The organism is Occallatibacter riparius, assembly GCF_025264625.1.
Lineage (GTDB): Bacteria > Acidobacteriota > Terriglobia > Terriglobales > Acidobacteriaceae > Telmatobacter > Telmatobacter riparius.
In genome coordinates this window covers 3,830,743-3,851,246 of the sequence record NZ_CP093313.1, presented here as the reverse complement: position 1 = coordinate 3,851,246, position 20,504 = coordinate 3,830,743, and the positions used below count along the sequence as shown (strand labels likewise).

The following is a 20,504-nucleotide window of genomic DNA, read 5'->3' as shown; positions in this document are numbered from 1 at the left end:
CCCGTTATTAATTAGCCGGCCTGCGCGGCCTTTTCCTTCTTCTTGCGCCGCTCGGGGTGCACCCACCACGCCACGCCAATTCCCAGCACATAAAGGCTCAACATCGGGATCGCGTAAATGCACATCGTCCACGGGTCCGGGCTTGGGCAGATAATGGCCGCCACAATAAAGACGGCCAGGATGGCGTAACGAATGTTCTTCCACAGAAACCGCGGGCTCACAATCCCGAACATCGCCAGGAAGAAGATCAAGATGGGCAGCTCGAAGCTTACCCCCAGCCCCAGAATCACCGAGAGGAAGAAGCTGCTGTAGTCCTCGATGGTGATCATCGACGTGAAGTCGTGCCCAAAGCCCAGCACCAGGATCTTCATGGCACCGGGCAGCACGAAGAAGTAGCCAAAGCTCGCGCCGCCCAGGAACAGCCCCACCGTGGCCACCATGAACGGGATCACGAAGCGGCGCTCGTTCTGGTAGAGTCCCGGGGCGATGAAAAGCCACACCTGATACAGGATGAGTGGGCTGGCAAAAATCGCACCCGCCAGCAGCGCCACCTGCAGGTTCAGGTTCAGCGCGTCCATGGGATGCGTGAACACCAGCGACTTGCCGATCTTCAACAGCGGCAGTTGCAGGATCTTCAGCAGCCACTCGCGGAAGATCCACGCCAGGATCATGCCAACAACGAGAAAGGCAGCAGACTGGATGATCCGCTTCCGCAGTTCATCCAGGTGCTCCATCAGGCTCATGCCTGGGAGTTCGGCACGCTCGCTCACTGCCGCCCGCGCTTTACCAATTGCGTCCGCCGCATCAACCATGCTGGCTTACGGTCTCCGTTCGATTGGGGTCTGAAGAGGGTCCGGTCGCAGGCGACTCGCCGGCCGAAGGAGCAGGCTCGGCCCCGATGTTCGCCTCGGCGGTCACGCCGGCGTCGGTCGCCGTTTCTTGCGTCGCGGCGGGCTCCGCCACCTGCCCGTTCGCGCCATAGCGCGAGGCTGCCACAGTTTCTCCGGTCGAAGGCGGATTAATGCGGGGGTAGATTCTGTTTTCCGTCTCTGCCGCAGAGCTATCGGATGACGCTGCTGACTCGACGGGATTTTCTGAAGTCAGCCCCACCGCAGGTGGCTGCGCGGAAACCGATGCCTGTTCCATTGCCCCGATGTCCGCCTGCGCATCGATGGTCTGTGTCTGAGCCGGGGGGCTCAGCGCCAGTTGCCGCGCCCGCTCTTCTTCTTCTTTCTTGCGGCGGTCTGCTTCCTCAGAAACCCGCAACTCTTCTTCCATCTGGAATTTGAAATCATTGGAAGCCTTGCGGAACTCATACATCAGCTTGCCGATCTGGCGGCCGATCTGCGGGAGACGCCGCGGCCCGAACACGACGAGGGCCAGCAGCATGAGGAACATGGAATCCCACATGCCGATGGTCGAGAGTTGAACTGGTGGAGGTGCAACCATGAAGCATCATGATACCTGTCCGCAAGCAGCACTCACAAACGCTGGCTTCAACAGGAGTGCCGCCCATCACGAAGAGACTGGCAAGAGCTTCACCAGGAGAATCCACCCGACTTCGGCGGCCACACGCCCAGCAGCTGCCGCAGCAGCACGATCCGGCCCAGGTGGTACGCGTTGTGCGCACCCATGTTCTCCAACTGGTCGCGCACTGACATCTCGCGTACCGGCATCCCCGGCCGTGAGGGACAGCGCACGATCTGGTTCAGCCGCTGCTCGCTGCGAGTGGCCTCCACAGCCTCGCTGGCCCCTTGAAAGAACCGCCGATAGAGCGCCGACCAGCTCTCGAGCTCCATGTCCTGCACAGTTGGGAAACCATCCGAGGGGCTCGCCGGAAACGGCGTTTCCCGGCAGTTGATCCAGTCCAGCGTGATCTGTTGCCAGAACGCGACGTGCCACAGCTCCTCATAAATCGAGTGCGGCGCCAGCCCCGGCTTGCGGTGAACCAGCTCCTCGCTTAACCCTTCCAGAATGTGTGAAGGAGAAGCCGCATATGCATCCCCCAAGAGAATCTGCTCAAGCTCGCTCAATGCTGATAACCCTCCTCGGTCCCTTTATCGTTCGCCCTTCTGACCATGTTCCCAGCCTTTTGTGACTCCCGATACGGCAGCACGGAAGCACTGCGGCGGAGAATTGAACCATCGCCCCTGCTTCCATTTGGGGCACTTGAATAAAGGTCAGGTAAATGGCTCATATTACGGTGTTTTCCAACGGTAAGAAGTCCACGTACGCCGACGCTCGTCTACTGTCCATCGAACACGGAATCCTGAAATTCAAATGGAGCTTCTCTGACGCTTCGGGCAACAATGTGGTCCAGACCATCACGACCACCTGCCCCTTCCTCATCGAAGACCCCTACGATCCCACAGTCGGTTCCTGAGCCGGCGACGGAATCGATCCCTAGATCGCGAACCCGGGACAGAGGTCTGCCCGGCAGTCTTCGTTGTCTCTCTGTCCCTTGTTCATGCTTCCGTTCTCTATACTCCGCATTTGTGATCTGTATTACGAGAGGGTTACAATAACATCAAATAGCCGCAACGCCCGCATGCACGATTGATGAATCGATCACCCTGGGAGATGCGTCAACTATTTGAATGCTGCAACAACCCCGTGGGAGGGGAAGAAGCGCTTCCACTGCAGCGTCCTAGCTTTCAACAACCCCGTCCTGACCGGCGAAAACTGGAATGGACTGAAGGCGGAACATCTTGACTCTTGTACTCGAAGAGGCCCAGGCGGCTGAGTCCGTTTGCAGTCTCGAAAATTACCTCACGCTCCCGGACCACACCATGGATGCGCGCATTGCCGCAGCCCGGCAGAAGCTCGGCGCTTCCACTGTGATCCTCGGCCACCACTACCAGCGCGACGAAGTGATCCGCTTCGCCGATTTCACCGGCGACAGCTACAAGCTATCCAAGGCCGCGGCTGAAACCAGCGCTAAGTACATCCTCTTCTGCGGCGTGCACTTCATGGCGGAGAGCGCCGATGTGCTCGGACAGGCGGGGCAGGAAGTCATTCTGCCGGACCTGAACGCCGGCTGCTCCATGGCGGACATGGCTGAGATCTCGCAGGTGGAAGCATGCTGGGAAGCGCTTGAAGCGATGGGCCTGACAGAGGACATGATTCCGCTCACCTACATGAACTCCACCGCAGCCATCAAGGCCTTCTGCGGTGAGCGTGGGGGGCTGGTCTGCACCTCATCCAACGCGCGGGCCGCATTTGAGTGGGCTTTTGCCCGGGGCAAGCGGATCCTGTTTTTGCCGGACCAGCACCTCGGCCGGAACACGGGGTATGCCATGGGCATTCCCCTCAACGAAATGACCGTGTGGGACCCCTGGGCGCTTCAGGGAGGCCAGACGAAGGCAGCGTTTGAGTCTAGCCGCGTCATCCTGTGGAAGGGGCACTGCTCCGTCCACCAGCGCTTTCTGCCCAGCCACGTCGATCAGGTCCGCGCCAAGTACCCCGGCATCCAGGTTATTGTGCACCCAGAGTGCCGCTGGGAGGTCTGCCAGAAAGCCGACGCCCTCGGCTCTACCGAGCGCCTCATCAAGATCGTCGAGGACGCGCCCGAAGGCAGCATGTTCGCGATCGGGACCGAGATCCACCTGGTCAATCGCCTTGCCAAGCGGTTTGCGGACAAGGGCAAGAAGATCATTACGCTCGACGACACCGGCTGCCTCTGCACCACGATGTACCGGATCAGTCCGCAGCATCTGGCATGGGCTCTCGAAAACCTGGTGGAAGGCCGCGTGGTGAATCAGATCAAGGTCCGCCGCAACGTCAAGCACTGGGCAAGAGTGGCGCTCGACCGGATGCTCGAGATCAAAGGATAGCGAATGCGGCAAGGGCAGGGTTCGGTCTAGCGGCCGAATCCCGCCCAGTCCGTCAGGAATCCGCTGAGGGCGCCGGGCAGAGCCTTTTGCCGTTCGGCTTCAGACCACGACTGGTTCCATAGAACGTAGCCACCGGGCAGCGTAAGGAGCTTCTCGCCCTGGTTCACCGCCGCCAGAATGGTCGCCGACCAGGCGTGCGCCTCCAATTTAGACAGACTGCGCCCATTCGGCTTCTCGCGCAAATCTGCAATGTGCGTGCCCATGTGGGCCATGGCCTCGGATAGCGCAAGCTCTTTCAGGCGGTCTCCATCCAGGTAAACCGCGAGCAGCAGCCCGTCGGGCGAGTCTACGCTTCCCTTCCCTCCATCGTCTTTGCGCAGCGTATTTGTAACATCGAAATCAACGCCCACGCCGTTCTGCTCGCCTTCCGCGCCGAATGCAGTGGCCGCACGCGCCGGCAGATCGGCTGTCAGGCCGAGTTCGACTTGTCCGTCGCCGAGGGTCGCCGGTTTTGAATAGTCGATGTCGCCTGGTATGACGTTCGATACAGACTGAAGGACGATTCGAGCCGGATAGCGATTCAGGTTTCCGAAGCCGCGGACCGCGGTGAACATTTTGCCGGTTCTTTCGAGTGCTGGTTGATCGACGGCGTCGATGCGGCCCGTCAGCGTGGCCGTTACGGTGGACCGTACGCATCCAAGGCACCTGCCCATAAACTTTGCCTGCGCCGAGAGTAGCGAATCGAACTGCTTGAAGTCCTTGTTGGCGTCAAGCGTCACGGGCGTGCGTTTCGGCGCTGCCTGATCACCCGGGCTGTTCTTCGCCAGTTGCAGAGTGAGCATTGCCGCGGGTCCGGCCTTAGCCTTCGTTCCCGCGGGATAGGTGATCCAGATAGAGTTGATGGCCTGGTTGCACGAGTTGTTCTTCACCGCGAACTCGTCAAAGCCCGCAATGACGGTTCCGGTCAGGCGAACAACCTTGCCATCGAACGCCGACGGGTGGGCGAGAACGTCGCAGATTTTGGTTTCGAGCACCTGCGCGGATGCGGTTACAGCAGCTATCAGCAGACATAAGAATGCGAATGATTTCCGGACCATGAGCATGACTCCCAGGATGGCGAACCATTCTAGCAAGGCTCCGGAAGCTCACGGATGGATCTCGATCACAACGCCCACTGTGCTCGCATCGCCTGTAGCAGCAATGCCAGAAACGTTGACGGCAGCACCCGCCAGCGATGCTGGCGCAAACGTCACCGTGCCGTCAATCGCGCTGGTCGCAGAGGCAGTCTGATTCGCCAGCAATTCGGCCTGCGCGCAGCGCCCATGCGGAGGGCACGGCGGAGCCCAGGCATAGACAGCCTGCGCCAGCGTCACCGTCGCGCCCGCCATTGGATTCCCGGTGGTATCGCGTACCCGCAACATAATCTGGTCCGGAGTGCCGCCCGCGGAAAGACTCTGCCGTGTGCCGCCGACCGCCTCCACCGTGGCCGATCCGGGCTGTGCACCCGTCGCGGTAAATGTCACACATTGGGCCGTGCCGTTGACGCAGGCGGTTGCCGTGGCGGAGCCTCCCGGGCTCAGCGGACCCACGCTCAAGGACTTTGCGGCGATGCCGGCCGCATTGGAGGTAGCCTGCTTGCTTGATCCAACGCTGATCCCCGATCCTGTCTGCCACGTTACCGTCTGACCCGACAGCGGCACACCGCTCTTTAACACCAGCGCTTCGGTCGTCCACGTCGCCGAGGCACCCTCGGCGATCGACAGCGAAGGCGTCATGGCCGCCAGCGTTGGCGGCGTCCCGCCTGTGAAATTCGCCTTCACGTTTGCGCCGTCGGTGAGGCTCGCCACCACCACCGATTTCGTTCCATCCATAGCCGTGACGTTCATGCTGGCGCTGCCGTCGCCGCCCGTGGTCACTGAGCACGAAGAGCTTCCGCAGGCCAGCTTCGCGGTTCCACTCTGCACACGATAGGTGACCGTGACGGCGTGGGCAGGCTGAAGGTCTCCCGCGAGCGCGGTCACGGTAAACGCTGTCGGAACGCCAATCGGGATAGTGTTCGATGGCGCAGTCACCAGCGCCAGAGAGTCGCCACTGCCCGCGTCGTAGCTGATGCCGCCCCCAATGATCGACGCCGCATAGAAAAGCGGCAAGTCGTCGATCTCCACATCGACAGAACCAGTTCTTCCCTTTTCTGCCGAAGGAGCGATGGCAGTGATCTCGTTCGGCGACACGCTCGTGACCTGGGCCGCCCTTCCACCCACCAGCACCGTATCATTGGCGCGGAAGCCCAGCCCGCGAATTACAATGGGCCCGCCCGATGCGGGCAGATGCGACGGTTCCACCGAATCGGCATAGAGCACCCAGCCGTTGTAGGCGTAATCGGGCCGTCCGTCGCCGCGCAGATCAGCGATGCCCACCCTCAACACGTCATCGCCCTCGGTGGCCACGCGCAGCCACGTCTCGCCCGCCGCAAATCCGTTGAAGGCTGGCCCGTAACCTACGGAGGCCGCTCCCACCGGGAAGAAGCCGTCCCACACGCCGATCGAGGGCATAGCCTTCGCGTCGGTCGGTAGCCCACGTTCATCCACCGCCTGCGTCACGATGGTCAGCATCCGATTGCCGCGCACCGGGAAGTTAAACCAGTCCCCCTGGCCCACCTGGCTCAGGCGCCCTGACCAGAATCCGCTGGTGGGCAGAAGCCGCGGCGCCTGCTCGGTCGAGATCGCATCGCTGTAGCCGCCGCTGGCTGAGTCACCCACGTTGATCGTCAGGCTCGTCGACGCACCGGCCGCTAGGGCCGCCACAGTCATTGGGCTCAGCGTGCCTGAAGGGTCGGGCGATCCCCAGTAGTACGGCCCAACCGTCATCTCCATTATGTACAGCGGATCGATGGGTTCAAACGTGATCTGATAGCTGGCCGACGTCATCCCCGGCGGCAGTGGCATGTAACTCAGGTCGAACGTCCCCTGCACCGCCGGATCCGCCGAACCATACTGCGACAGGGGCGTGCCGTTCGTATCGGTCCAGCCGGTCACCGGGTTGCCATGATTGCCGCTGAACAATGTGCCCGAAACAGCGGTTACCGTGTATTGATAGAGCGGATTTCTGTCCGGGTCCAGCGGCACGGCGACTACGTTCACTCCCTGCATTCCGGTTCCCGCGCGGAAGGTGATGTTTCCGGTGATCGAGACCGTATTGGCCGCGGTCAACATCTTGCCCGGGAATGCCGCATGGTTCTCCGCCGTCACGGGATACAGCCGGTTCAACTCGGCAACGTCGTCGTATTGCAGCGTGTGGAGGTTGGGGATGCACTGCCCGCCGCCTTGCCCGCACACACCTGATAGCGGCTGCATCACTGGCCAGGCCTGCGCCTGCTCGGGGCGCGACTGGCGCAGTGCATCCGGATAGACCTGCGAATGTCCGAGCCCCAGCACCAGCCCGAAGGCTCGCTCCAGCAGGAACGTCATCATCTTCAGGCGGCTGGCGGTATTGGTACAGCGCCCGTTCAGCACGATTGCCGCGTGGGCCAGCGTGGCATCCGTGTTGATGCCGTCAGTCCACACCACCACGCCTGTGGTGTTGCAGCTCATCGGATCGCTGGCCTGCGAGCCGAGCACCGCGTCGATCACGGACCCGTCGGCATCGAAAACGACCGCGATGGGTTTGTCTGTAGCTGTCGCCGCGACATCGTTGGGCGCAACCAGGTCACCATTGCCCGCAACGGTGTCTAATCCGCTCACATCCTCCCGCAGCGGCCCCATGTTTATCAGTGATACCGCCGCCGTCGGCACCCCGCTCCACAACGCTGCCGCGGCATCCACCATGGTCACGGCCTGGGCATGCGTGACCGTCGCGCTCAGCGGCCCTTGATCCACGTAGTAGTTGACCTGGCCGGTGGGCCAGCGGATGGGCTTTCCCATCACCGAAAGATCGAAGTAAGTCGATCCGGCCACCAGGCGGGGCCCACCGGCAGCGAGCGGCAGGGGCAGGCTCAGGGTCAGCAGGGCTGCGAGGGACAGGCGGCGATGAGTTGAGGCCATGGAGATGTTCTCCTCGGCCGCATCGGTGCATTTCTGAGACCCTGCTAAGAGTCGGAAGGTTGGAAACTTCTAATGTTCCGCCACCCCATCCTCCTGTCTTCTCGCTGAAGCAATAACCCTTTCGTACCATTCAAGTACCCTGGTCATGCAGGTTCGCAGCACAGTTCTTTCGCTAGAATGTAAACCACTCTCCCCGTGTGAACGCACGCGCCTTCTGCGCGGCAGTGTGCCGCAGCCACCGGGGTCAAGTTTACGCACCACCCGAGAGAAGACATGGGAACCGTAATGCGATTGGGAGATCTGCTGGTTCGCGCCCGGCGGGTCACTACAGAAGACGTTGAGCGCGCGCTCGAATTCGGGCGGGAGAATGGCGGACGCCTCGGCGAGAACCTCGTCGCCATCGGCGCCATCGATCAGCGCACCCTTTCCAGCTTCATCAACCGCATCCCCGTCGAGCCGCAGAGCATCGCCGCCACAGGGATCGACGAAAGCGAACTCGTAGACCTGCTGCTCAAGAACATCTTTGTCGGCCGCCTCGAGACCGTTCGCCAGTTCATCGACTCCATCAAGCTCCCGTACCACATCGTGGCTGACCTGGTGCAGACCGCCGTCGATCGCATCTACCTCCAGACCCTCGGCCGCCGCGCGAGCGACAACTTGCTCGACATGGCCTACATGTTCACGGATACCGGCCGCAAGACCGCCCTGGCAGCTCTCGAGCGTTCCCGTTACTCAGGCGCCGCCCCGGTCACAATCGAGGCCTACACCGACCAGGTGAACGCACAAAAGCCCACGAACGAAGTCGTCACCATGGCCCGCATCAAGGAAGCCCTGGGCTCGCTCGAAATGGCTCCCGATGTCATTGAGCAGGCCGGCCCAGCCCTCAACTCGGGCCGCGCCATTCTCATGTATGGGCCTCCCGGGAACGGTAAAACCACCGTCTCGCTGCGCTTCGCCTCAGTCTTCCAGGACGTCATCCACATTCCGTACGCCATCGCGATCGAGGGCCAGATCATCCGCCTCTTCGATCCCAGCGTTCACCTCCAGGTGGCGCCCGCGGGGATCGGCCAGGAAAGCGAAAGCTTCATCCGGATGAGCGAGCCCGACCTGCGCTGGGTTCCGTGCAAGCGCCCTTTCATCATTGTGGGCGGCGAACTCACTCTTGAGATGCTCGATCTGCGCTGGGACCATGTGGGCCTCTACTACGAAGCGCCGCTGCACATGAAGGCGCTGGGCGGCTGCCTGCTGGTCGACGACTTCGGTCGCCAGCTCGTCAGCCCGACCAACCTTCTCAACCGCTGGATCGTCCCGCTTGAAAGCCGCTTCGACTTCCTCAAGCTCAACTCCGGCAAGAGCTTCAAGATGCCGTTCGAGGAGCTGGTTATCTTCTCGACCAACCTCGACCCCGAAGACCTGATGGACCCCGCCTTCCTGCGCCGCCTTCCTTACAAGATTGAAGTCGGAGGCCCCGAAGTTGGGCGCTACTACCGTATCTTCCAGAACGAGTGCGCGCAGCACGGCCTGGAGCTCACCGAGGAGACATTCCGCTATATTGTGGATCGCATCACCATCGACAAAGGCCTTGAGCTGGCGGCCTACCAGCCTAAGTTCATCGTGGACCAGATCGTGGCCACCTGCCGCTTCATGGAGCAGCCGCCGCGCATGGAATCACGCTACATCGATTACGCGCTCGACAATCTGCGGGTCAAACGCCCGACCGACACGCCCCGACAAAGGAGCACAGCAGCCCAAGTCCATTAGACCGCTGGCGCTGGTAATTCTTACGGTAGTTTCCCCTCCGATTGCGGCTTACCATGGCGGCATTTCACGGAGGAACCATGACACTGATGCCTTTGCGCATCCTGGGTCTCCTCGCGTTTTTCGTTGCCTTTGCTCTCACCACAGCATTTACCCAGGAAGCTCCCGCTGCGGCCAAAAAGATGGATGTCAGCGCACGGGCTATCCCGGTGGAAGCTACCCAGCCCGGGCCCGCCGGCACAAGCTGGCAGCTCGTTAAATTCGTGGGCGGCAACGGAAAAGTGCTCACGGCCCTCGACCGATCCAAATACCAGGTCTCCTTCGCCGCGGATGGCAGCGTCACCGTGCGGATCGACTGCAATCGCGGGCGCGGAACCTGGAAGGCACCGCAACCAGGACAACTTGAGTTCGGTCCCCTAGCCCTTACGCGCGCGATGTGCCCGGCAGCCGACCTCACCAGTCGTCTGACAAAGGACTGGGGCAACGTGCGTTCCTACCATTTCGCTGATGGCCACCTGTTTTTGGCAGTGATGGCCGACGGCGGCACCTACGAGTTTGAGCAGGCACACTAAGCTTCAGATCTCGGGGTAGAAGTCGAAGAACGCGTCGAGGCTCTGCTTGAGCTGCGCCTCGATCTGCTCGCGCGAGCCCTCCAGCACATGCATCGTCACATGCGCCTCGTTCCCGTTCACCAGCTCGAGGGTGGCGTCGTGAACCTGCTTCACTTCGCCTTCGGGAAGCAGCCGCAATCCGTACACAAGAGTCAGATTCGCCATGTGCTTCATCTTAATAGCGGGGGCAGATGAGGGAATCCTCACGGATGAGGGTTTTCTAATCTGTCGCGACGTCCGGGATACTCCCGTTCCGCCCGGCTACAATCGAACCTGAACCTCGAACTGGAAATTCGGAATGATCGAAACTCGCGACACCGTCATCATCGGCTCCGGCTGCGCCGGCCTCACTGCGGCCATCTACGCCGCCCGCGCCAACCTCAAGCCGCTCGTCCTTGAAGGCCACGAGCCCGGCGGACAGCTCTCCATCACCACCCTGGTCGAAAACTTCCCGGGCTGGCCGGAGGGAATCCAGGGGCCCGAGCTCATCGACAACATGAAGAAGCAGGCCCAGCGCTTCGGCGCCGAGTTCCAGGTGGCCCACCTCAACTCCGTCGATGTGCACGCGCACCCGTTCAAGCTGAAGACATCGATCGGCGAGATCCACACGCGCTCACTGATCATTGCTTCAGGCGCCAGCGCGCGGTGGCTCGGGCTCCAGAGCGAGCAGGCCCTCATCGGCCACGGCGTTTCAAGCTGCGCCACGTGTGACGGGTTCTTCTTCCGCGGACTTGAGATCGCGGTCATTGGCGGCGGCGACTCCGCCATGGAGGAGGCTCTCTTCCTCACCCGTTTCGCCAGCAAGGTCTACCTGCTGCACCGTCGCGAGACCTTCCGCGCCAGCAAGATCATGCTCGAGCGCGCCATGGCCCACCCGAATATCGAGCTCCGCACCAACGTCATCGTCGAAGAAGTCCTCGGCGTGGACGACAACCAAGTCAAAGGCCTAGCGCTCAAAGACGTAGTCACCGGCACCCGCTCGGTTCTGCCGGTCAGCGGCATGTTCCTGGGCATCGGTCACGAGCCGAATGCCAAGGCTTTCCACGGCCAGATTGATCTCGACCCCGAAGGCTACGTCCTCACGCTGAACAACGTATTCACCACACACAAGGGAGTCGTGGTCCCCGGCGTCTACGCCTGCGGCGACGTGCAGGACCGCCGCTACCGCCAAGCCATCACTGCAGCGGGTACCGGCTGCATGGCTGCGCTGGAAGTGGAGAAGTACCTGGAAGAGCACGGCCGCTAACAGCTTGTAATTGGGAGCCAGTAGCTTGCAGCTGCCGTGAGTTCGCTATCGGCTGGTGGCTATAGGCTCAGAGCTGAATCCGGAGGTTCGAATGCCGATCTTCCCCGGCCGCTATACCGCCCGCACCGATGAGCCGTTCGTGGTCTTCCTCATCGGCATGCGCGTGAACCGCTTCTTCCAATTCGGCAAGTGGATGCAGGTGGCCAAAGCCATGCCGCCGATGATTGCCGAGCTGAAAAAGCGTCCCGAGCTTGGCCTCCTGCATGTAGAAACCGCGCTCTACTGGCGCGGCGTCGTCAACATTCAATACTGGCGCAGCTTCGAGCACCTGCACTCCTACGCCAAGATGAAGGAAGGCTTGCACCTCCCCGCGTGGGCTGCTTTCAATCGCGCGATTGGGAACAACGGAGCGGTAGGCATTTGGCACGAAACTTTCGTCGTCCAGCCCGGAAACCACGAAGCCGTCTACGTGAACATGCCGCGCTTCGGCCTCGCCGCCGGAGTTGCACACACGCCCGTCACCGGGCGCTTGGACAGCGCCTACGGGCGGATGCAGAGTTCGGAACGTACGGATTCCAATCTGGTTGAAAAGTAACGGGCGCCGCTGGATCTTCGCGTACCTACGGCACGCGGGAAATTTGAGGCAACCGGTTACCCAGGAGTGCGCGCTGCGCGCTTCTCCTGGGCTATTTTCATGTCGTGCCTCCGGGACGAAAGGGCGAAGCCCTGACCTATCCCACCACCATGCAACAGCTAGAATGAACTCTTGATCGAACAAGCTCAACTTCGCGAAAACCTCGAGCGCATCGAATCTGCCATTCATGACGCCTGCCGCCGCGCCGGTCGCAAGCGCAGCGAAGTGGAGCTGATGGCCGTCTCCAAAACCTATCCAGCCTCGACCATCCTCGAAGCAGCTCGTCTCGGCCTGCGTAGTTTCGGCGAGAATCGGGTGCAGGAGTTCGCGGGCAAATCGGCTGAGCTCGCTCCCTTGCGTGTCAATGGCGCTACTGCCGCATCCGACACGCCCATTCTTGTGCACCTAATTGGCCACCTGCAGTCGAACAAGGCCGCCAAAGCCGCTGAGCTCTTCGACGCCATTGACTCCCTCGACTCCCTCCGCCTCGCAGAACGACTCAATGAAGCTGCGGCTAAGCTCCACAAGCGGCTACCCGTCCTCATCGAAGTGAAGCTGAGCGAGGAGGAAACCAAGGCAGGCATCGATCCTGAATCCTCTGAAGCTGCCGCTCTGCTGGAAACCCTCCCGGGCCTTGACTCGCTGCACTGCCGTGGCTTGATGACCATCGCTCCGTGGGGCGTACCCGAAAGCCAAACCCGCGCCTGCTTCCGCTCTCTGCGGGAGTGGCGCGACCGCTGGGCTGCCGCGCATCAGCGCCTGAATCTCGATGTGCTCTCGATGGGCATGAGCGGTGACTTCGCGATCGCTATCGAAGAAGGCGCGACGCGCATCCGCATTGGCACCGCGCTGTTTGGCAAGCGCCCACCGATGGAGGCGCAGCGTGCCGCCTTCCCCGAGGATTTCGTCGAGTGATCCGCGAGACCGCGGAATGCGTAACCCTGGCTGTGCGGGCCCAGCCCGGCGCGAAGAAGACCGCTCTCTCCGGCATTTACGGCGAAGGCGCAGCCGCCCAGCTCAAGATTGCCGTGCACGCGCCGCCCGTTGAAGGCCGTGCCAACGAAGCGCTGACTGCGTTTCTCGCTGAGTTGTTCTCGATTGCGCGCAGGGATGTCGTGCTGATCGCGGGCGAGACTAACCGGAGCAAGGTGTTTCTGCTGAGGGGCGTTTCGATAGAGGGTGTGCGGGCTGTTCTGGGTTTGTGAGCAGAGGTCGTGACTTCCAGCGAGTTCGCTAAAGACAACCGCAGATCCCTCGACTGCGCTCGGGATGACAACTCTGTGGTGGAGCGAGCAGCTCGAGTCTCTAACGGCCGAGCGCGGCAACTGCTGCCGTCAGCACTTCGTCCGGCTCAGGGCGAACGCGGAAATCGGCATGCGCTTCGGCATACATCACTTTGCGATCCTTGCCGATGACATATGTTCCCGGCAACGGCAGGCGCCAGCTCTGATCGCCGTTCACAAACGGGATGTTAACGAGGATGGAGCGATAGTAGTCGCGCATGTACTCGGGCAGCGTGTAGACGAGGCCGAACTGCTCAGCGACCTTGTTGCCGGCGTCGGTCAGGATAGGAAATGGCAAGCCGTGCTGGCCCACCATGAAGTCGCTCTGCCGTTCAAGTTGCGGCCCGACTGCCACCAGCAGAGCGCCGCGTTCGCGCACTTGTCCATAAAGGTCGCGCCACGTTTCGAGTTCCGTTACGCAATAGGGACACCAGCGGCCGCGGAAGAACTTGATGACCAGCGGCCCGCTCTCCAGCAGGTCCGCCGAGCGCACCCACCGGCCGTTCGAATCCTTCAGCTTGAACTCCGGCGCAGTCGCGCCCACCGGTAGAATTCGCTCTTCGATTCCGGTCAGCAGCAGTTCCTCCACGGCGCGCTCGCTGATCGCCAGGCGTTCCGGCTGAACAAGGCCGCGCGTGTTCGCGGTGATCTCGTCGAGTTGGTCCTGCAGGCTCGCGATCGTCATCTGCTCTTGCTTACCGTCCGAACTTTTGCCGGCCCATTCCCAGTGCGCCCATGCCGCCGCGCATCATCTGCTTGGCGAGGCCGCCCTTGCCCATCGACTTGAACATCTTGGCCATCTGCGCGTATTGGCGCAGGAGCTGATTCACTTCCTGCACGCTCGTGCCCGAGCCTGCCGCGATGCGCTTGCGGCGGCTGCCGGAGATGATGTCGTGGTTTCGGCGCTCGTGCGGCGTCATGGAGTTGATCATCGCCTCGAGACGCACAAACTGCTTCTCATCCACCTGGCTGGCGGCCTGCTGCATGCCCGCGAACGGGCCAACCGAGGGCAGCATCTTCAGGATAGACTCCATCGATCCCAGCTTCTTGATCTGCTTGAGCTGGTCGCGGAAGTCCTCGAGGGTGAAGCCATCGCCGAGTAGCGCCTTTTTCGCGAACTCCTCGGACTTCTTCTTGTCGAGCGTGGCCTCGGCTTTTTCAACGAGCGACAGAATGTCGCCCATGCCGAGAATGCGCCCCACGATGCGATCGGGGTGGAACGGCTCGAAGGCATCCGGCTTTTCGCCGGTACCGATGAACTTGATGGGCTGTCCCGTCACGTGACGGATCGATAGGGCTGCGCCGCCGCGGGCATCGCCGTCCATCTTGGTAAGCACCACGCCCGTCAGGCCCAGCCGCTTGTGGAAGTCCTGCGCCGAGTTCACCGCGTCCTGGCCGGTCATGGCGTCGGCGACGAACAGGATCTCTTGCGGGTTGAGCAGCTTCTTGAGTTGCTCCATCTCGGTCATCAGCTCTTCGTCCACGTGCAGACGGCCGGCGGTGTCGACGATCAGTGTGTCGAAGCCGAAGTTGCGCGCCTCGCGCCGCGCCTCGTTGGCGAGCCGCTCCACGAGCTTGGAGCCAGGCTGCTCGCCCTTCAGGTCGCCTTCGTAGATCTTGGCGTCGATGGACTTGGCCACAACCTTGAGCTGCTCACGCGCCGCCGGACGATAGACGTCAACCGATACGAGAATCGGGCGATGGCCGCCCTTTTTGAGCCACGCGGCCAGCTTGCCGGTGGTGGTGGTCTTACCGGAACCCTGCAGGCCGGCCATCAGGATGACCGTGGGCGGCTGCGGCGCGAACTTGAAGCGGGCCGTGTCTTTGCCCAAGAGCGCGATCAACTCGTCGCGCACGATCTTGATGACCTGTTCGCTTGGCGACAGGGCCGTCATCACTTCCGCGCCTACGGCTTTATCGCGGATGTGGTCGATCAACTCCTTGACCACGTTCAGGTTGACGTCTGCCTCCAGCAGCGCAACGCGGATCTCGCGCATTGCTTCCTGGATGTTTTCTTCGGTCAGCGTGCCTTGCCCGCGAAGGTGCTTGAATGCCCGCTGCAGCTTTTCTGTAAGGTTCTCAAACATAGCGACTCTTCAAGTGTACCGAACCACCACCCGCGCCACCTGCGGTGGGGCTAACTGCGGCTTCGCCGCCTTCATCCTGCTGGCAAGCACCTGTTCGGCAGCCCCTGGCGCATCGGTAGGCCACCTGCGGGGGGTTGACTGCGGCTTCGCCGCCTTTATCGCGCCAATACGGACTCCTGGACTTGAGACGAAGCTGGCAAGACAGGATCAATGAGAAAGTCCGCAATCGGATTCCAGTATGTCATCGTCGGCTTGTAGAAGGGCTCGTTATGTGCGAGGCCCGGCACCAGGATCGACTGCGACCCGGGACCGCAGCAGGCGACGAGATCATGCGCCATCCGCACCGGGAACAATCGGTCATGCGTGGAGTGGACGACGAGCACGGGCACGTCGGACCCACGCAATGACGCCTCGGCAGACCAGATAGGCGGCACCAGCCACTCCAGGAACGGAGGCACGCCGACGCTCCGGGCCGCTTCTCGAAACGACGGAAACCCAGCGCAAAGCACCAGTCGGTCGACGCCCATAAGGGAGAGAACCGCCGCTGCTATGCCTGAGCCGAGCGAGAAACCCAGCACGCCCAACGGCCTTGGCGGAGCCAGTTCACGCAGGCGCCGAAAAGCGGAAACGGCATCGCGCTCCAGTTGTTCCGCCTCGGGCCGGCCGGTGCTGCGCCCATACCCCGAGTAGTCGAAAACGAGCGAGGCGACACCGCGCGCGGCTAGCAACTGCTGAATGGGAATCCACTGGCGGACAACTTCGCCGATGCCGTGGCAGATGAGTACCGATGCTTGGATGGGCCCGGATGCAGGTTCGACATAGGCCGCATCAAGCAGGCTGCTTCCGCTCTCAATCACAAGCGGAGTGCATGACAGACCCGGCATTTCCTCAGAGCGGCGCGGCATACGACCCAGAACACGGTCGCGCGCCTGAATCGCCCGGCTGCCGCACGCAAGCGCCAACCTGAAAGCGAAGCGCTGAGCGGAATTCGGTCGAGTGGCGGTGGTAGAAAGACTCATTTTCTCAACCGGTGCGAACCAAAACAGGTCGATTCCAGTGTAGCGATAAATGCGCGAGAAGCATCCGTTTTCGGCTCTCGAAGCAACCTGGGCTGCTGCTGGCCCGCATCCCACGCGTGTACGTTCCTATACGCCCTCAGTATTTCAGAGCGAAATCCGTAGAAACTGGAGTCGTGACCTATGCGGCTAGCCATGTTGTGCGCCCGCCTGGCGGTGATCCTTGCCCTTCCCGCCGTCACCTTCCCAGCCACCCTCTCCTTTCAGAGCCACAGCCAGGACAATGCCTCGGGCTTCGGTGGAGGCACTCCATTTTACCAGCACGCCGACCTCAATCACGATGGTCGCGAAGACCTGGTGTTCGCCTACCATCCCGAGATGGGAGGCCAGAACACCTTCGCCGTTCAGCTTGCCACCGCTGACGGTTACTACGGTCCCGCCACTTCTTACCAGATCGATCCCAACACCGGTATTGAGCAGGTTGTGCTCGGCGACTTCAACAACGATGGCGCTATCGACATTCTCGTCAGCGCGTATGACGGGCACTTCTACCTTTACCAGAACGACCAGAACGGCAAGTTCACGCTCACCAAAACATTCACCTTCACCGCGAACAACAACGGGAGTTACGCAGCCGAAACTGTGGCCGGTGATTTCAACCACGACAGCCTGACCGATATCGCCTTCGTGTTTGCCGGTCGCCTCACCGTCTGGTTCGGCAACGGCAATGGCGGCTTCACCACCGGCCCGTCCATGGGTGTCAACGGCGGCTCTCCCCAGCTAGGCGATTTCGACGGCGACGGCAAGGCCGACCTGCTCCTTCCGGACACCGTCAACCTCAATCAGGCCTATGTCCTCTTCGGCGATGGCACAGGGCACTTCCCAGCTTCCACGACCATCACCTTCACACCGCCGGCCGGCACCCCCACCAACCAGGCCTTCGTCAACTTCTCTGTCGGCGATGTCAACAGCGACGCTAAAAGTGACATCCTGGCCACCCAGCCGGTGGCGTATAAGAACCGTGTGTTCGTTGACTACGGCAATGCCACGCGCACCTTCTCCAGCCGTACCTACGTGCCGGTGAGCCGCTGCGTCGACGGCCCAGCCTCCGTCGCCGACCTCGATGGCAACGGCTTGAACGACATCATCGTTCGCGAACACGACTGCTCCAACACCAACTCCGGACCGCTCTACGTCGACGTGCTTACCCGCAATCCCAACTCCAGCTACAACGCCGATCAGACTGTCTTCTCATCTCAGTTCATCAATGGTGTCCTTTACCCGATTCCGAACCCGCCCCAGGTTCTTCGCGCCAATGCCGACACCAAGGCGGACCTGCTCGTCACCGAATGCGAGGACGACCGCTGCGACGGCTCCCGCATCACCACCATGCTCAACACCACAGCGGGAAGTTTCCCCACCTGCCAGGCGCCCTCGTCCAGCCGAGGCATCAATATCTGCCAGCCCGCTTATGGCACGGCAGCCAGCTCACCGGTAAGCTTCGCCATCGGCGCTTCTGGAACCGTGCCCATGCGTGATGTCGAAGTCTGGGTCGACGGTAAGAAAGTCGCTGAGCAATTCCACAGTTTCTCCAATTACACGTTCCTCAACGCCAGCGTAGCGCTGAGTTCCGGGTCCCACCGCCTTGATGTCTACGCCGCGGGCTGGGATCAGTGGCTGGTCAAACATTCTGAAACCATCACCGTGAAGTAGTAGCTCGTCAACTGAAAACAAACGGGGTCAGGCACGCGTCTGACCCCGGTTTGTGTTTGCTGTGGCCTGTTCGCTGTCTTCAGTTCCCCGGCTCCACCAGAAACTGTTCCAGCTTGCCATCGGGATACGTGTACGTGCTCAGCCGCAAGGTGCGTGTGGGATACACAATCCGGAATCCGCGGAAGGTCATGCCACCGCGAAGGCTCTCGCCCGTCTGTCGAAACGTCAGTGGCTCACCCAGCGGTCCCAGGCTGTTCCTGAAGTCGTCCACGGTCTGCGTATCGAAGTAGTCGTTCAAATTCGGAGCAAGCAGGCTGCGATCAATCTGGCCGTTCTGCAATCCCCGATACATCGCCAGCGTCTGCTCCTCGGCCGGCGAGCGCTTGGCGCCGGCCACTGTATCCGCTGCCAGGCTCGCAATCTGACCTGCGCCGCTCGCCATGTGATTCGTCAGCACCGCCACGGCTACGCCATCGTCCGGCAGCACAATGTTGTCGGACACGAATCCCGTTACCTCACCGCTGTGCTCGATCTCCAGCTTTCCATCATGATCGAGGACCTCCACACCCAGCCCGTAATGCGTGCCCTTGCCGTCCTTGAGCTTCACCTCGGTGAACATTTCCTTGTAGCTCTCGGGCTTCAGCACGCTGCGTGCGATCATGCTCTCGTCCCACAGCGCGAGGTCGTGCGCCGTCATCGCCAGCTCGCCGGCTGCGAACATCCAGTTGCGGCCTTCTTTGGGTGCTGCGCGAAGAGGCCCGAGTGCCGCGCGAATGTAGGCCGTCGCATCGGTTTGCGTGAGCTTCTCCTGATCCGTATCCCACACGCTCTTCATGCCTAGCGGATGGAAGATGTGCTCGGCCAGGAACTCCATCAGCTTTTGGCCTGACACCTTCTCCACAATCATTCCGGCAATCACGTAGTTCGTGTTCGAGTACTGCCACTGCGTGCCCGGCTCGAAATCCAGCGGCTTCTTCGCCCATGTGTCGATGATGTACTGCGCTGTCGTCGGCTTCATCATCGGCGTCATCAGGTAGTCCTCGGGCCAGTAATCCTGATAGCCCGAAGTATGCGACAGAATCTGCCGGATCGTTACCTCGTCGCCCCGCGTCAGTCCCGGCACATACTTGCCCACCGCGTCGTCGAGCTTCAGCTTGCCCTGTTCCTGCAGGATCAGAATTGCCGCCGCGGTGAATTGCTTTGAGATCGATCCGATCGAGTAGCGCATATCGGGTGTCGCGGGCTTGTCGGGACTGACGTGCGCCTTTCCATACGCGTGCGTGTACACCAGCTTGCCGCCCTGCACCACCGCCACCGAGGCAGACGGCACGCCGTGCTGTTCCATTACGCCAGCAGCAATGCGGTCAATGCGAGACTTCAGCGCCGGATCGATCGTATCCACCGTCTGCGCAGCGCACGCGATCGCCGCACCGCAAGCCACCACAGCAGCAACAAAACCAATCTTCAACATGGCCCCACTATACAGGTGGCCATGTGATCAGGTGATCAGGTGATCAAGCGGTCAGGTGATTGGAGCCCGACCAATCGCCGGCAGGTGATCACTCGCTCGCGCGATCACTTGCCCACTCTGCATGCGCTACCCTTGAAATTGGAGGTCAACGCACGTGCAACGACTGATCCAAGGCCATAGCAAGTTCCTCAAAGACGTCTTCCCCGAACGCCGCAGCCACTACCATCTGCTTGCCGAAAGCCAGGCTCCCGAGTGGCTCTTCATCACCTGCTCTGATTCCCGCATCGTCCCCGATCTCATCCTCGGCACCGAACCCGGCGACCTGTTCATCAGCCGCAGCATCGGCAATGTCGTCCCGGTTTCCATGAATGACGTCGATGGCGTCTCCGCAACGATCGAGTACGCGGTGGAAGTTCTCAAGGTGCCCTACATCATTAACTGCGGCCATTCCGACTGCGGCGCCATCAAGGCGGCTCTTAACCGGACGGCCGTCGAAAAACTGCCCCGCGCCAAGCGCTGGCTCGACCACGTGGAGGGCGCCTTCAGTCATCGGCAGCCGCTAAATCCTGCCGACGGCGACCACGCCGAACTCTGCTCTCTGATTCGCGGCAACGTTGTGGCCCAGCTCAGCAATCTCAAGTCTCATCCCACGGTCGCAAAGGCGATCGCCGCTGGCAGGCTTCAGGTCTTCGGCTGGTATTACGACATCCTCACCGGGCGCATCGAGCAGTACGAAGAGCGCGATCGCCGGTTCGTTCCGCTGCTGGGTCCCGCGGCCTGACCAGCATCACAACCGAGAGCCGGGCTTTATA

General features: G+C 61.5%; 20 protein-coding genes. 10 read left to right on the top strand and 10 right to left on the bottom strand.

Translation table 11 applies throughout. The features are described from left to right. Positions 1-11: 11 nt before the first annotated feature. The 3 genes from tatC to MOP44_RS15605 form a co-directional block, all read right to left on the bottom strand. Complete coding sequence (tatC, locus tag MOP44_RS15615) at positions 12-812, bottom strand: twin-arginine translocase subunit TatC (RefSeq protein ID WP_260791002.1); 801 nt, start codon at positions 810-812, stop codon at positions 12-14. Continuing rightward, a complete protein-coding gene (locus MOP44_RS15610; protein WP_260791000.1) occupies positions 805-1,449 on the bottom strand; it encodes a Sec-independent protein translocase subunit TatA/TatB in 645 nt (214 codons plus the stop codon). Before MOP44_RS15610 ends, tatC begins: the two co-directional genes overlap by 8 nt. Before the next feature lie 89 nt (positions 1,450-1,538). Continuing rightward, a complete protein-coding gene (locus MOP44_RS15605) occupies positions 1,539-2,033 on the bottom strand; it encodes a DinB family protein (RefSeq protein WP_260790998.1) in 495 nt (164 codons plus the stop codon). Between the two features lie 155 nt (positions 2,034-2,188). Here MOP44_RS15605 and MOP44_RS15600 point away from each other — a divergent pair, with 155 nt between their 5' ends. Together MOP44_RS15600 and nadA are read left to right on the top strand one after the other, a co-directional pair. Continuing rightward, positions 2,189-2,383 carry a hypothetical protein gene (locus MOP44_RS15600; RefSeq protein ID WP_260790996.1) on the top strand — a complete coding sequence of 65 codons (195 nt, stop codon included), beginning with the start codon at positions 2,189-2,191 and terminating at the stop codon, positions 2,381-2,383. Between the two features lie 325 nt (positions 2,384-2,708). After that, the gene (gene nadA / locus MOP44_RS15595; protein WP_260790994.1) at positions 2,709-3,833 is read left to right on the top strand and encodes a quinolinate synthase NadA; all 1,125 of its coding nucleotides are present in this window, start codon (positions 2,709-2,711) and stop codon (positions 3,831-3,833) included. 26 nt (positions 3,834-3,859) lie between these two features. Here nadA and MOP44_RS15590 read toward each other — a convergent pair whose 3' ends face one another. After that, positions 3,860-4,930 (bottom strand): hypothetical protein, encoded by a 1,071-nt coding sequence (locus tag MOP44_RS15590; protein ID WP_260790992.1) that lies wholly within the window; start codon positions 4,928-4,930, stop codon positions 3,860-3,862. Between the two features lie 48 nt (positions 4,931-4,978). Then, complete coding sequence (locus tag MOP44_RS15585; protein WP_260790990.1) at positions 4,979-7,873, bottom strand: IPT/TIG domain-containing protein; 2,895 nt, start codon at positions 7,871-7,873, stop codon at positions 4,979-4,981. Positions 7,874-8,158: 285 nt separating this feature from the next. On the opposite strand from MOP44_RS15585, the gene MOP44_RS15580 reads away from it, so the two are divergent. Further along, positions 8,159-9,634, top strand: a complete 1,476-nt coding sequence (locus MOP44_RS15580; protein ID WP_260790988.1) for an ATP-binding protein — start codon at positions 8,159-8,161, stop codon at positions 9,632-9,634. A gap of 77 nt (positions 9,635-9,711) precedes the next feature. Next, positions 9,712-10,203, top strand: coding sequence for an META domain-containing protein (locus MOP44_RS15575; protein ID WP_260790986.1), 492 nt, complete (start codon positions 9,712-9,714; stop codon positions 10,201-10,203). Between the two features lie 3 nt (positions 10,204-10,206). On the opposite strand, the gene MOP44_RS15570 is transcribed toward MOP44_RS15575, so the two are convergent. Continuing rightward, a complete protein-coding gene (locus MOP44_RS15570) occupies positions 10,207-10,407 on the bottom strand; it encodes an allantoinase (protein ID WP_260790984.1) in 201 nt (66 codons plus the stop codon). A gap of 133 nt (positions 10,408-10,540) precedes the next feature. Between MOP44_RS15570 and trxB the strand changes: the two genes are divergently transcribed. The 4 genes from trxB to MOP44_RS15550 all read left to right on the top strand — a co-directional run bounded on the left by trxB (position 10,541) and on the right by MOP44_RS15550 (position 13,327). Next, positions 10,541-11,488 (top strand): thioredoxin-disulfide reductase, encoded by a 948-nt coding sequence (gene trxB / locus MOP44_RS15565; RefSeq protein ID WP_260790982.1) that lies wholly within the window; start codon positions 10,541-10,543, stop codon positions 11,486-11,488. A 91-nt stretch (positions 11,489-11,579) separates the two neighbouring features. Then, a complete protein-coding gene (locus tag MOP44_RS15560; protein ID WP_260790980.1) occupies positions 11,580-12,083 on the top strand; it encodes a DUF4188 domain-containing protein in 504 nt (167 codons plus the stop codon). Between the two features lie 171 nt (positions 12,084-12,254). After that, positions 12,255-13,037, top strand: coding sequence for a YggS family pyridoxal phosphate-dependent enzyme (locus MOP44_RS15555; RefSeq protein WP_260790978.1), 783 nt, complete (start codon positions 12,255-12,257; stop codon positions 13,035-13,037). Continuing rightward, positions 13,034-13,327 (top strand): DUF167 domain-containing protein, encoded by a 294-nt coding sequence (locus tag MOP44_RS15550; RefSeq protein WP_260790976.1) that lies wholly within the window; start codon positions 13,034-13,036, stop codon positions 13,325-13,327. Before MOP44_RS15555 ends, MOP44_RS15550 begins: the two co-directional genes overlap by 4 nt. A gap of 100 nt (positions 13,328-13,427) precedes the next feature. Here the strand turns inward: MOP44_RS15550 and MOP44_RS15545 are convergent, their stop codons facing one another. From MOP44_RS15545 to MOP44_RS15535, 3 genes are all read right to left on the bottom strand, one after another. Further along, positions 13,428-14,090: a peroxiredoxin-like family protein gene (locus MOP44_RS15545; RefSeq protein WP_260790974.1), complete on the bottom strand. Its 663-nt coding sequence runs from the start codon at positions 14,088-14,090 to the stop codon at positions 13,428-13,430. Between the two features lie 10 nt (positions 14,091-14,100). Next, entirely contained in the window at positions 14,101-15,492 is a 1,392-nt protein-coding gene (gene ffh, locus MOP44_RS15540) for a signal recognition particle protein (protein WP_260790973.1), read from the bottom strand. 155 nt (positions 15,493-15,647) lie between these two features. Next, entirely contained in the window at positions 15,648-16,511 is an 864-nt protein-coding gene (locus MOP44_RS15535; protein WP_260790972.1) for an alpha/beta hydrolase, read from the bottom strand. Positions 16,512-16,691: 180 nt separating this feature from the next. On the opposite strand from MOP44_RS15535, the gene MOP44_RS15530 reads away from it, so the two are divergent. Continuing rightward, positions 16,692-18,221: an FG-GAP repeat domain-containing protein gene (locus MOP44_RS15530; RefSeq protein ID WP_260790971.1), complete on the top strand. Its 1,530-nt coding sequence runs from the start codon at positions 16,692-16,694 to the stop codon at positions 18,219-18,221. A gap of 79 nt (positions 18,222-18,300) precedes the next feature. Here the strand turns inward: MOP44_RS15530 and MOP44_RS15525 are convergent, their stop codons facing one another. Continuing rightward, positions 18,301-19,692, bottom strand: coding sequence for a serine hydrolase domain-containing protein (locus tag MOP44_RS15525; RefSeq protein ID WP_260790970.1), 1,392 nt, complete (start codon positions 19,690-19,692; stop codon positions 18,301-18,303). A 154-nt stretch (positions 19,693-19,846) separates the two neighbouring features. On the opposite strand from MOP44_RS15525, the gene MOP44_RS15520 reads away from it, so the two are divergent. Next, positions 19,847-20,473, top strand: a complete 627-nt coding sequence (locus MOP44_RS15520) for a carbonic anhydrase (RefSeq protein WP_260790969.1) — start codon at positions 19,847-19,849, stop codon at positions 20,471-20,473. Positions 20,474-20,504: the final 31 nt, after the last annotated feature.